The following is a 13060-nucleotide window of genomic DNA, read 5'->3' as shown; positions in this document are numbered from 1 at the left end:
CGGTCAGCCGCGCGATTACTCCAGGGTTCTTGATACTTATGAATACCGTCTACCGCCAATCCCTTCCCGGCACGTCGCTGGATTATTTCGATGCGCGCGCCGCCGTGGAGGCGATCGAAGCCGGCGCCTATGACGCGCTGCCCTATACCTCGCGCGTGCTGGCAGAGAATCTGGTGCGCCGCTGCGATCCGGCGATCCTCACCGCGTCGCTCAAGCAGATCATCGAACGCAAGCGCGATCGCGATTTCCCCTGGTTCCCGGCGCGCGTGGTATGCCACGACATTCTCGGGCAGACCGCCCTGGTCGACCTGGCCGGCCTGCGCGATGCGATTGCCGAGCGAGGTGGCGATCCGGCCAAGGTCAATCCGGTGGTGCCGGTGCAGTTGATCGTCGATCACTCGCTGGCGGTGGAGTGCGGTGGCTTTGATCCGAACGCGTTCACCAAGAATCGCGCGATCGAAGATCGCCGCAACGAAGATCGCTTCCACTTCATCAACTGGACCAAGAAGGCGTTCGAGAACGTCGACGTGATCCCGCCAGGCAACGGCATCATGCACCAGATCAATCTGGAGAAGATGTCGCCGGTGATCCAGGTGCAACACGCCGATAACGGCAGGGGTGTGGCCTATCCCGATACCTGCGTTGGTACCGACAGTCATACGCCGCACGTCGATGCACTCGGCGTGATCGCCATTGGCGTCGGTGGTCTTGAAGCAGAAAACGTGATGCTCGGCCGCGCGTCGTGGATGCGCCTGCCCGACATCATCGGCGTGGAGCTTACCGGCAAGCGTCAGCCTGGCATCACCGCCACCGACATCGTGCTCGCGCTCACCGAATTCCTGCGCAAGGAAAAAGTCGTCGGTGCGTACCTGGAATTCCGCGGTGAAGGCGCGGCCAGCCTGACCCTGGGCGATCGCGCCACCATCTCCAATATGGCGCCCGAATACGGTGCCACCGCCGCGATGTTCTTCATCGACGGCCAGACCATCGACTACCTGCGCCTCACCGGTCGCAGCGACGAGCAGGTCAAGCTGGTGGAGACCTATGCGAAGGCTGCCGGCCTGTGGGCCGACACACTGGCCCATGCGCAGTACGAGCGCACGCTCACTTTCGATCTGTCGTCGGTGGTGCGCAACATGGCCGGCCCGTCGAATCCGCACAAGCGCCTGCCCACCTCTGATCTCGCCGCACGCGGCATTGCCGGCGAGTGGACCGAGCAGCCGGGTCAGATGCCCGATGGCGCGGTGATCATTGCCGCCATCACCAGTTGCACCAACACTAGCAATCCGCGCAACGTGATCGCTGCTGCCTTGCTGGCGCGCAATGCGAATGCGCGCGGCCTTGTGCGCAAGCCGTGGGTGAAGAGTTCGCTCGCGCCCGGCTCCAAGGCGGTGGAGATGTATCTGAAGGAAGCGAACCTGCTGTCGGATCTGGAGCAGCTTGGCTTCGGCATCGTCGCGTTCGCCTGCACCACCTGCAATGGCATGTCCGGTGCGCTCGATCCGGTGATCCAGCAGGAGATCATCGATCGCGACCTGTATACGACCGCCGTGCTTTCCGGCAACCGCAACTTCGACGGCCGCATCCATCCGTATGCCAAGCAGGCGTTTCTCGCTTCGCCGCCGCTGGTGGTCGCCTATGCGATCGCCGGCACCATCCGCTTCGATATCGAGAAGGATGTGCTGGGCCTCGACGCCCATGGACAGCCGGTGACGCTCAAGGACATCTGGCCGTCCGACGAAGAGATCGATGCGATCGTGGCATCGAGCGTGAAGCCCGAGCAGTTCCGCAAGGTCTACGAACCGATGTTCGCGCGCAGCGGCAGCAAAGGCACCAGCGCTGCGCCACTGTACGACTGGCGCGCTCAGAGCACCTATATCCGCCGTCCGCCGTACTGGGAAGGCGCGCTTGCCGGTGAGCGCACGCTCAAGGGCATGCGTCCGCTGGCGGTGCTCGGCGACAACATCACTACCGATCATCTGTCGCCGTCGAACGCGATCATGCTCGACAGCGCCGCAGGCGAATACCTCGCCAAGATGGGCCTGCCGGAAGAGGACTTCAATTCGTACGCGACCCATCGCGGCGATCACCTCACCGCGCAGCGCGCCACCTTCGCCAACCCTACCCTGAGCAATGAAATGGCGGTGGTCGATGGCGCCGTGAAGAAGGGCTCGCTGGCGCGCGTGGAGCCCGAAGGTAAGGTGATGCGCATGTGGGAAGCCATCGAAACGTATATGGAGCGCAAGCAGCCGCTCATCATCATCGCGGGCGCCGACTACGGCCAGGGCTCGTCGCGCGACTGGGCCGCCAAGGGCGTGCGTCTTGCCGGCGTGGAGGCGATTGCGGCCGAGGGCTTCGAGCGCATCCATCGCACCAACCTGATCGGCATGGGCGTGCTGCCGCTGGAGTTCAAGCCGGGCACCGACCGCAAGACGCTGGGCATCGACGGCACCGAAACCTTCGACGTGATGGGCGCGCGCACGCCGCGCGCGGATCTCACGCTGGTCATTCATCGCAGCAACGGCGAACGCGTCGAAGTGCCGGTGACGTGTCGCCTGGATACCGCCGAAGAAGTATCGATCTACGAGGCGGGCGGCGTGCTGCAGCGTTTTGCGCAGGACTTCCTCGAAGCCTCGCAGGCGGCGTGATCACATGTTGATGCGCGGGGCGGCAACGCCTCGCGCCTGGCGGCTCCTGCCTGCAACGCGGTGAGCCCTGGTCATTACAGGACAATCCATTCATGGCATCGCTTCCCCAGATCCGCATTCCCGCCACCTACCTGCGCGGCGGCACCAGCAAGGGCGTGTTCTTCCGCCTTGAGGACCTGCCGGCAACGGCGCAGGTACCGGGCGCGGCGCGTGATGCGCTGCTGCTGCGTGTGATCGGCAGCCCCGACCCGTACGGCAAGCAGATCGACGGCATGGGCGGCGCCACCTCCAGCACCAGCAAGACGGTGATCGTGTCCAAGAGCACGCGCCCGGACCACGACGTGGACTACCTGTTCGGCCAGGTGGCGATCGACAAGGCCTTCGTCGACTGGAGCGGCAACTGCGGCAATCTCTCGGCAGCCGTCGGTCCGTTCGCCATCGCAGGCGGCCTGATCGACCCTGCGCGTGTGCCGCGCGACGGCATCGCCATCGTGCGCATCTGGCAGGCCAATATCGGCAAGACGATCATCGCCCATGTGCCGATGACCGACGGTGCGGTGCAGGAAACCGGCGATTTCGAGCTGGACGGCGTGACCTTCCCCGCCGCCGAAGTGCAACTGGAATTCATGGATCCGGCCGCCGAGGAAGATGGCGCCGGCGGCGCGATGTTCCCCACCGGAAACCTGGTCGACGAGCTGGATGTGCCGGGCGTCGGCACGCTCAAGGCGACCATGATCAACGCCGGCATTCCCACCATCTTCATCGAGGCCGCCGCGATCGGCTACACCGGCACGGAGCTGCAGGACGCCATCAACAGCGACGCCGAGGCGCTGGCAAAGTTCGAGACCATTCGCGCGCACGGCGCGCTGCGCATGGGCCTGATCCCATCGCTGGATGAGATCGCCACGCGCCAGCACACGCCCAAGGTGGCCTTCGTTGCCGGCCCCGCCGATTACGTCGCCTCGAGCGGCAAACCGGTAAAGGCGACCGACATCGACTTGCTCGTTCGCGCCATGTCGATGGGCAAGCTGCATCACGCCATGATGGGCACGGCAGCCGTAGCCATTGGCACCGCGGCGGCGATCCCGGGCACCCTGGTGAACCTGGCGGCGGGCGGCGGCGAGCGCCAGGCGGTGCGCTTTGGCCACCCGTCGGGCACTTTGCGGGTGGGCGCCGCGGCGGCGCTGGTGGATGGGTCGTGGACGGTCACCAAGGCGGTCATGAGCCGCAGCGCACGCGTGCTGATGGAAGGCTGGGTGCGCGTGCCGGCAGCTTGACCCACGCACGCCATGGCATCGACAATAGATAAATACTGATCCCAAAAGGGAGTAGTTCAGGACACCGGTTCCATCGGTGTCCTTGCAGTGGTCGTCATCACGAGCGTCAAAAACGCTCCGGTCACTGCGGCGGTTCTGCCGCGAACGAGACTTTTGCAGTCATCACGGGCCGCGCGCGTCCGTCTTGATTGCATTCGTCTTGACGCGCAGAGACCCGCACATGGACCTTGCTGTTACCGAATTCCTCTCCGGCCTGATGGCCATCATCCTGCTCGATCTGGTGCTCGCGGGCGATAACGCCATCGTGATTGCACTGGCTGCGCGCAAGCTTCCCCGCGATATCCAGAGGAAAGCGGTGCTATGGGGCACCCTCGGCGCCATCATCGTGCGCCTGGCGCTCACCGGCGTGGTGGTCTATCTGCTCAAGCTGCCCGGCCTGATGCTGATCGGCGGTGTGTTGTTGCTGCCGATCGCGTGGAAGCTGATGAAGCCGGATGACCACGCGTCGCATCACGTCGGCGCCGCCGGCAGCTTCTGGGCAGCCATGCGCACGATCATTGTTGCCGATGCGCTGATGGGCATGGACAACGTGCTTGCCATCGCGGGCGCCGCCAAGGGTCATATGGCGCTGGTGATCATCGGCCTTGCGATCAGCGTGCCGCTGGTGGTGTGGGGCTCTTCGCTGATCCTGCGGCTGATCGAACGCTTCCCGGTGATCATCTATATCGGCGCAGGTGCCATCGCATGGACGGCCGCGCGCATGATCGCGCACGATCATTGGGTATCGCCGTGGTTCGATGCGCATGAGTGGGCGCGTTACGTGCTCGATGCGGTACTGGTGATCAGCGTGTGCCTGGGCGGTTGGTGGATGCAGCGCCGCCGCCTGCGCGCGCAAGCGTCGGCTTGAGCTGCAGGCACCCGGCGGGCGACACTTCAAGGCTGACGCCACCCAAGGAATTCCCATGAAGTTGTACTACCTGCCGGGCGCCTGTTCGCTCGCCGACCACATCGTGCTCGAATGGATCGGCCAGCCGTACGAAGCGCATCGCGTCGCGCGCGAAGAACTGGGCTCGCCCGAGTATCTGCGCATCAATCCCTCGGGCGTGGTCCCTGCCCTGCAGGAAGCGGACGGCTGGGTGCTGACCGAGAACGCGGCCATCTTCAATTACCTGGCGGACAAGTTTCCGCTCGCCGGTCTCGGCGGCGAAGGCGCGCGCGGCCGCGCCGAAGTCAATCGCTGGCTGGCCTATCTCAATTCGGATCTGCATCCGACCTTCAAGCCGGTGTTTCGTCCAGAGCGCTACATCGATGGCGAGCACGCGCAGGAAAATCTTCGCAGCAAGGCGGTCGATCGGCTGCGCATCTACTACCAACGCCTCGATGCGCAGTTGCATGGTCGCGACTGGCTGACGGGCACGCGCTCGTTCGCCGATCCGTATCTGTTCGTGGTGCTGCGCTGGGCCATGGGCAAGGGCGTGGATCTGTCAGGCCTGGACAATCTGACCCGCTTCCATGCACGCATGCAGGACGACGCCGGCGTCAAGGCGGCGATGCAGCAGGAAGGCCTCTGAGCGGGCCTGCGTGCGAGGCTTAGAACATCATCGGCACGCGCACCGTCACCGTCGCATCCGGCGTGTCGCGCGTGACGCCTACGCCCAACGTGAAGTTGAGGGTGCGCTTGTCGCTGAAGCGCCATGAGCCACCGATCAGCAGCGTGCCCAGCACGACCTTGGTCGAACCGGGAACATTGTGATTGTTCTGTTTCGTCGCGCCGACGAAGCTTTGGTCGTAACCAATACTGATCGACGCCTTTTCGTTGAGCGAAAGACCCATGCCGATGCTCACGTCGACGATATCGCCCAGCTTGACCTTGCCCAGATCTTCCGTACCGCCCAGGAGGATTTTGCGGGTCACGTTGTCGCGCGGCACGTTGTAGAGATAACTGAGGTTGCCGAAGAACACCACCGGATCGGTCGGATACAGCCAGGTCACGCCTGGCTGTATCGCCCAGAAGCCGGTACCCACCGGCTGCGACAGGGGCAGGCCCGTGCCGGTGGCCGACAAGTCCACTTCGTTGATCACGTTTTCCACGCAACGCTGCACGCAATCGGTGGTGACCTGGAACGGGTCCCTGCCCGTGTTCGACTTCACGCGCAGCCAGCCCACGTAGTACGCCTTGTCCGGGCCACCGACATTCAACTGGTAGCGCAAGGTGGCTTCGACGTCGCCGAGGCCATGTCCGCTGTTGCCAAACGCCTTGTCGGTGGCGCTGCCGGTGAATATCTCGCGGCTGGTCACGTCTTCATGCGCATAGACATAGGGCACGCGGACTTCCACTTCCATCCGGTTGCTGATGCCGTAGCGGCCGGTCAGCCAGCCCACTTGCGTGGTCGTCCTGACCTGCCGCGCATCGATAAGGCCGATGAGGATGGCGGGAATCACCGTATATCCCACCAGCGCCACGCGATCGACGTTCGAATAGCCGAACTGATACGCCGGCTCGATGATGAACTTGCCCTTGGGCGTGAGTACGCCGGGCTGCTGGAAGATGGGCGCCACTTCCGGCGGACGCGTATCGGCCTTGGGCGCCTCGCCGACCGGCTGTTGCTGTTGTTGCTGGGGTGCGTTGGCTGCCACCGCATCGCCGGCCGGCATCGGTTGCGCGGATGCCATCGGGCCGCCGGCGGCGATGCTGCCTGCACGTTGCTTGTCCAGCACGTCCATGCCTACGGCATGCCGCAGCGATTGATAGTCGGCCTCCTGCTCGGCCAGCGCACGTTTCATTGCATCCAGTTGCGCGATCTGCGCACTGATCTGGCTGCGCATGGCATCGATGCGGTCGCCCTGTTCGGCGACCTGTTTGCGCAAGTCGGCTGGATCGATTGGCGCGGGTTTCGCGGATGGGGCCGCCGCAATGGCGTTAGCCGCTACCGCCGGCGTCGTCCCGGTATTGGCCTGCTGGGACGGCGACTCCTGTTGGGCCGCGACAGGCATGCCGAGCGCCACCAGCCCCGCACATCCTGCCGACCATACGTATCGCAACGCTGAGTGTCGCATCATGCTTCCTCATGCCCGTTGTTCAAATCGCGCAGACGAACGCGCCGCGGCGAGAGCCGCGGCGCGTTCGCGGAAAGGTCCAAAGCTTGGCGGTGCGCGTCCCATGTCAGTGCCCCAGGGACTGCAGCTGCGCCTGTTGCAACGCTTCCTGGAGACTTCCTGCCCGGAATGCGTTGAGCGAATTGGTCGCTGCGTTGATCGTGGTGATGTTCTGGATGTTCTGATTGTTCAACGTGTTCTGGATCACCGTGCCGCCCATCTTGCCGGCCAGGGCGGACGGATCGAAGCTGTTGTTCGGGCCGATCTGCGTCACTTGCACGGTGTTCAGCGCCGACTGCATGGCCTGCGCCTGCGCTGTCGTCATATGCGCGATATCGGGCACGTAGAAACTGGTCGAGGACACCAGGTTGCCGTTGACGTAGACCGCGCGATCGATACCGAAGGAGGCCACCAGGCCGTTGCCAAGGTCGAAGCCGCCGCGTGTCTGATCGAGCGTGTCCTCGCCCACCGGCGTCCAGCCCGGCATATCCTTGGAGGTGGGGATGCCGGCGACCACCGTCTCCAATGCTGCCGTGGGCGCCGCCGCAGTCGCCATCGCCGGCGGCGACGCCAGGGTGGAAGCACTGTCCTGCGCCTGTGCTCCCACCATCCCCGATACGCATGCCACGCAAAGGACGGCGAAACCAGCGATGTGTGCGAGCGGTTTCATCATCCGTCCTCAAATGTCGTCCGGCCCGTGCTTGGGCATCACGGTGTTGTAGAGACCGTTGCGATCGATCGCGTTGCTGATGGGCGCCGCTGGCGCCACTCTCCAATCGTTGGGACTGTTGAACACGGCCAGGTTGCGACGGTTGTGGATGACGAACACCAGGTCGTTCTTCCACAGCGCCTTGAACTTGGCAGTCGACATCACGCGCGTGCCTAGCGCGGGATCGCCCACCAGCAGCCGATCGTTGCGCATGCCTTTGACGACGACGAAGTGGTGGTAGCCCTTCTCGTCGATCAGCACGATCGCCGGCAGGTTTTCCTGCGCCAGCTTCTCGATGGGCACCTTGAAGCCATCGGCTTCGAAACCATTGGCGGCAAGGAAGCGCTTGATGTCCAGCAGCGAAAAGCCCTCTTTGCTGATCTTGGCCTGGTCGCCGTGCGTGTACATCTGCTCGAAGGCAACCTGCTCGTTGACGGGATAGCCGTACTGATAAGTCAGCAGCGTCGCCACCGCGGCCGATCCGCAGCTGAAGTCGTATTTCTGGTGGATGGTGGCCTTGTAGCGGGCCTCTTTGAGGCTCGTCAGATGCACGGTGTAGTTGCCGGGGCCGTTGCTGACCACGCTTACCGGCGTGGACGCATGACTCCCCGGCGGCAGCGCCGCGATGAGGATCAGCAGCGCCGCGAGCTTGTTCATTGCTTGAATTCGACGTTGAGTACCGTCGCGTTCTGGATCAGGACGTTGTTGCCCGAATTCTGGATGATGGTCGGGAAACCTGTTGCCCCTGCGACGGATCCACCGGTGATCGTATTGTCGCCCGTGGTGAGATGGTCAGCCGAGTTGTCGGACACGGTGCCCGTAAGATTGGTGTTCTGCACGATCAAGGTGCCGCCGCTGAGCTTCTCCAGCGTCGCGCTGTCGACGCTTTCGCCCAGTCCGGACGCTACGCCCTGGTGATCCACCTCGACCGCCGCGTTGTAGATCGCAAGAGGAGAATCCGCGCCCTGCACCATATACGCGGGAGGAATGCCTGCGTCTTCCGCGCAGACAACCGCAGGAAGAGCGAGCGCGCTTAGCGCGGTGATACCCAGTAGCCACTTGCACGATTGCACGGCACTTCTCCCTCACGCATGAGCTAACCCATGACCGACGCCGATATCGGCGAGGCCATTCCCTTTGAAACCGACACGAGGGAACGCAAGCGTTCCCTCGTGCCAGCCGCCCTATGGCTCAGTGCGCGAAGTTCAGGTTGGCCTGAACGTTGACGCTCTGCTGTACCAGCGCTGCCGCGCCGCTGTTCTGCGCAAGGATCGACACACCGGCTGCCGCCGCTGCCGAGCCGTTCATCTGGTTCGACATATCGAACGCACCAGTCGTCGACGATGCCGTACCGCCTGCGCCGCCAGCACCGCCAGCCGCACCTGCGCCGCCCGTGCCTGCGCCACCCGTATTGGTGCCGCCTGCGCCGCCCGCACCGCCGGTGCCTGCCGTAGCGGTATCTGCACCGCTCGTGCCGCCCGTCGCGCTTGCTGAGCCGCTGGTTCCGGTCGGTGATGCTGCACCTGCCGTGCCACCTGCGCCTGCGCCGCCCGCTCCACCGGTACCACCGGTGTTGGCGCCGCCACCTGCCGTACCGCCACCGCCGCCAGCACGATTGTGGTTACGGATGCCACCGGCGTTGCCGCCGTCGCCGCCGTCACCGCCGCCAGCCAACGAAGCACCCCAACCACCGGCGTCGCCCGAATCGGCGCCCGAACCACCGGCGCGACCGCTGTGAGCACTGGCGCGACCGCCATTACCGCCGTCGCCACCGTTGGCGCCGCCGGCCTTGCCGCCGTAGCCCTTGCCGCCATCACCGCCGCTGCCTCCACGACCTCCGTTCGCGTTGCCATCGTTGTAAGACGAATTGCCGATGCCCCACACGGCTACTTTGGTGACTTCGCCGTTGAGGGTGCTGTTCGCTACTGCCTTGCTGGTGTTGAAGGAACTGGCCGTGCCACCGCTGCTAGCGGCTGAACCATTCGCACCAGCCGCTGAGGTGGTGTAGGTGCTGGTGTCAGTCCGTGTACGGGTGCTCGAATCGGTATTAGTAAGCGTGCTTGAACCTTTCGAAGTGTTGTTGTCGTCTGCAAACGCAGGGAGCGTAAGCCCCAGACCCAACACAATCGCGGTCGCTATTAGAGTCTTGCGCATAGTCTTTCTCCTGGAACGATGCGGTGACCCCCTGTGTTGCCGGAGTTGCAAATCCAGCACGCTCTTGTCGCAACATGCGTGCCACGGCTTGTGCACGTCAGCTCACAAACATGAAGACCATGAAATCAGCCACTTGAAGAGAATCACGGAGGCTGAGTTTGACTACGGTCAGGGAGCTGGAAAGCAGGACTGCATCAAGGCTGTTACACCGCGTCGTCGACCAGGCCTTGCACCTGGGACATAAACGCTCGTGCATGAGTCTATATTTCAGCGCTTTAGCGCGTGTTGCTGTCTTCTCATAACGCTGTGGAACACATGTATCAGGTGGTTTACACCGACGCATACGAAACCATAGCAATGTCGTACAGGGTCCTGAACCATAACGAAACTTGGAAAGAATGAAGGAGCCTTTCGGCTCCTTCATTCGACATAGGCCTAGGCCGCGATCAACGCTTTTCGATCGGCACGTAGGCCAGATCTTCCGGACCGGTGTAGTTGGCGCTGGGGCGGATGATCTTGCCGTCCTCGCGCTGCTCGATCACGTGGGCGCTCCAGCCAGAGGTGCGGGCGATCACGAACAACGGGGTGAACATGGCTGTCGGCACGCCCATCATGTGATACGCGCTGGCCGAGAACCAATCGAGATTCGGGAACATCTTCTTCTGCTCCCACATCAGCTTCTCGATCTTCTCCGACACGTCGAACAGGGTCGGGTTGCCGCCTTCCGTGCACAGCTTGCGCGAGACCTCTTTGATGATCTCGTTGCGCGGATCGGACACCGTGTACACCGGGTGGCCAAAGCCGATGATGATTTCCTTGCGCTCGACGCGGGCGCGGATGTCCGCTTCCGCCTCGGCTGCATTGCGGTAGCGCGCGATGATCTCCATCGCCACTTCGTTCGCGCCGCCGTGCTTGGGACCGCGCAGCGCACCGATCGCACCCGTGATCGCCGAGTACATGTCCGACCCCGTGCCGGCGATGACACGCGCGGTGAAGGTGGACGCGTTGAACTCGTGCTCGGCGTACAGGATCAGCGACTTGTCCAGCGAATGCGTGCACAGCTCGCTCGGCTTCTTGCCATGCAGCAGGTGCAGGAAGTGACCGGCGATGGATTCGTCTTCGGTCTCCGTTTCAATGCGCTTGCCGTTGTGGCTGAAGTGGAACCAGTACAGCAGGATCGAACCGAAGCTCGCCATCAGGCGGTCGGCGATGTCGCGCGCGCCGGTGACGTTGTGGTCGTCCTTCTCCGGCAGCACCGTGCCCAGCACCGAGCAACCGGTGCGCATCACATCCATCGGATGCGTGGCGGCGGGCAGCAGCTCCAGCGCGCTCTTCACCGGCGCCGGCAGGCCACGCAGTCGCTTGAGCTTGGCGCGATAGGCATTGAGCTCGGCCCAGTTCGGCAACACGCCGTGCACCAGCAAATAGGCGACTTCCTCGAAGCAACCCTTGGCCGCCAGGTCATGGATGTCATAACCGCGGTAATGCAAGTCGTTGCCGCTGCGGCCCACCGTGCACAGCGCGGTGTTGCCGGCGGCCACGCCCGACAGCGCGACGGATTTCTTGGGCTTGGGAAGAGTTTGCTCAGTCATTCGGTACATCTCCTGAAGACATGCTTGCGTCAAACGTGGGCGGCACCGCGGTGCCGGTTATCTCGATGGGGACGATCAGCTCTTCTTTGAGAAAAGCTCATCCAGGCGGCGCTCGTACTCGTGATAGCCGATGCGGTCGTAAAGCTCTTCACGCGTCTGCATGGTGTCGATCACGTTGCGCTGGTGACCATCACGGCGGATGGCCTGATAAACATTTTCCGCCGCCTTGTTCATGGCGCGGAACGCGGAAAGTGGATACAGCACGATGCCTACGCCCGCGCTGGCGAGCTCTTCCACGCTGAACAGCGGGGTCTGGCCGAACTCGGTGATGTTGGCCAGCACCGGTACCTTCACGGCATCGACGAAGCGGCGATAGGTCGGCAAGTCATACGCGGCCTCGGCGAAGATGCCGTCGGCACCGGCTTCCACGCAGGCGATGGCGCGCTCGATGGCGGCGTCCACACCGTCGACGGCAATCGCGTCGGTGCGGGCGATCAGGAAGAAATCGGCATCGGTCTTCGCATCGGCCGCGGCCTTGACGCGATCAGCCATCTCGCTGGTCGACACGATCTCCTTGCCCGGACGATGACCGCAGCGCTTGGCGCCCACCTGGTCTTCGATATGGCAGGCGGCCGCGCCGAACTTGATCAGGCTCTTTACCGTGCGGGCGATATTGAATGCGCTAGGACCAAAGCCGGTGTCGATGTCCACCATCAGCGGCAGATCGCACACGTCGGTGATGCGGCGCACGTCGGTGAGCACGTCGTCCAGCGTATTGATGCCCAGATCTGGCAGACCCAGTGAACCGGCCGCCACACCGCCGCCCGAGAGGTAGATCGCGCGGTAGCCGGCGCGCTTGGCCAGCAAGGCGTGGTTCGCGTTGATGGCGCCGATCACCTGCAAGGGGTGTTCGGCCGCCAGGGCCGCGCGGAATGCCGCGCCAGGGGATGCGATGTGGGCCATGAAACCTCCGCTTAAAGGGGAGATTTTAGCGCAGGGTTTGTAAGGGGGCTGTTGCGCGGCAGCATGAATGGTTTCGAAGGGAGCGTGTAGTGGATTGGGGGGTGGTTTTTTTCTTCGTCGCGCGGCGGGGTGGCGATTTGTTCGTCGTCTGGGCGCACCCCACAAGTGGGGGCGAGGGCCGGCGCTTTTCAACAGCCGAAGGCTGGTTATCCGGAGGCTCGGTTTCTGGTTGTTGCGTTACCGTCAGGGTGCCGCCTACGACGCGAAGCTAGTCCCTGTGGGACGCGGCGGGCGTTTCGATCGGCTGCCGCCGCTCGAGTCACTTTTCTTTTGCTGGCCCAAAAGATCCCACAGGACTAGCTTCGCGTCGAAAGTAACCCAAAGAAAATGGCCTGATGACGCCCGCAGCATCGTGTTTGGATAAGCCCGAACGCTCGAGGCGCGCTGTTGTGGGACAACCTCCGAGGGTACACAGGGGGTACTKCAAAGCGCTGCGCAACGCGCCCGAATCSCTGAGGACTTAAAGCSGRGCCTCGCTGCGCATCGGCTKTRGKCAKCCCKTCTTCCGTCTGCCGCGCCTGCTTGTCTGTGGGAGCGCACCCTGTGCGCGACAGCCACGCT

At 63.6% G+C, this 13060-nt stretch carries 11 protein-coding genes; 4 read left to right on the top strand and 7 right to left on the bottom strand.

The features are described from left to right. Positions 1-38: 38 nt before the first annotated feature. From acnD to AC1DKY_RS07350, 4 genes are all read left to right on the top strand, one after another. Entirely contained in the window at positions 39-2648 is a 2610-nt protein-coding gene (gene acnD, locus AC1DKY_RS07365; RefSeq protein WP_441603564.1) for a Fe/S-dependent 2-methylisocitrate dehydratase AcnD, read from the top strand. A gap of 92 nt (positions 2649-2740) precedes the next feature. Continuing rightward, positions 2741-3925: a 2-methylaconitate cis-trans isomerase PrpF gene (gene prpF, locus AC1DKY_RS07360; RefSeq protein WP_441603565.1), complete on the top strand. Its 1185-nt coding sequence runs from the start codon at positions 2741-2743 to the stop codon at positions 3923-3925. A gap of 220 nt (positions 3926-4145) precedes the next feature. Continuing rightward, the gene (locus tag AC1DKY_RS07355) at positions 4146-4832 is read left to right on the top strand and encodes a TerC family protein (RefSeq protein ID WP_441603566.1); all 687 of its coding nucleotides are present in this window, start codon (positions 4146-4148) and stop codon (positions 4830-4832) included. Positions 4833-4887: 55 nt separating this feature from the next. Continuing rightward, positions 4888-5496, top strand: coding sequence for a glutathione S-transferase family protein (locus tag AC1DKY_RS07350; protein WP_441603567.1), 609 nt, complete (start codon positions 4888-4890; stop codon positions 5494-5496). Between the two features lie 19 nt (positions 5497-5515). On the opposite strand, the gene AC1DKY_RS07345 is transcribed toward AC1DKY_RS07350, so the two are convergent. From AC1DKY_RS07345 to prpB, 7 genes are all read right to left on the bottom strand, one after another. Next, positions 5516-6919: a coiled-coil domain-containing protein gene (locus AC1DKY_RS07345; RefSeq protein WP_441603568.1), complete on the bottom strand. Its 1404-nt coding sequence runs from the start codon at positions 6917-6919 to the stop codon at positions 5516-5518. A gap of 169 nt (positions 6920-7088) precedes the next feature. Beyond that, entirely contained in the window at positions 7089-7691 is a 603-nt protein-coding gene (locus AC1DKY_RS07340) for a hypothetical protein (protein WP_441603569.1), read from the bottom strand. Positions 7692-7700: 9 nt separating this feature from the next. Beyond that, a complete protein-coding gene (locus AC1DKY_RS07335) occupies positions 7701-8387 on the bottom strand; it encodes a C39 family peptidase (protein WP_441603570.1) in 687 nt (228 codons plus the stop codon). Further along, the gene (locus tag AC1DKY_RS07330; RefSeq protein WP_441603571.1) at positions 8384-8803 is read right to left on the bottom strand and encodes a hypothetical protein; all 420 of its coding nucleotides are present in this window, start codon (positions 8801-8803) and stop codon (positions 8384-8386) included. Before AC1DKY_RS07330 ends, AC1DKY_RS07335 begins: the two co-directional genes overlap by 4 nt. Before the next feature lie 118 nt (positions 8804-8921). Beyond that, positions 8922-9884 (bottom strand): hypothetical protein, encoded by a 963-nt coding sequence (locus AC1DKY_RS07325; protein WP_441603572.1) that lies wholly within the window; start codon positions 9882-9884, stop codon positions 8922-8924. A gap of 446 nt (positions 9885-10330) precedes the next feature. Then, positions 10331-11476, bottom strand: coding sequence for a bifunctional 2-methylcitrate synthase/citrate synthase (gene prpC / locus AC1DKY_RS07320; RefSeq protein WP_441603573.1), 1146 nt, complete (start codon positions 11474-11476; stop codon positions 10331-10333). Positions 11477-11551: 75 nt separating this feature from the next. Then, positions 11552-12439: a methylisocitrate lyase gene (prpB, locus tag AC1DKY_RS07315; protein WP_441603574.1), complete on the bottom strand. Its 888-nt coding sequence runs from the start codon at positions 12437-12439 to the stop codon at positions 11552-11554. Between the last annotated feature and the right edge of the window lie 621 nt (positions 12440-13060).

It is taken from the genome of Dyella sp. 01N448, assembly GCF_056399225.1.
The sequence above is the reverse complement of the archived record's forward strand: the minus strand, read 5'-3'. Positions and strand labels throughout refer to the sequence as shown.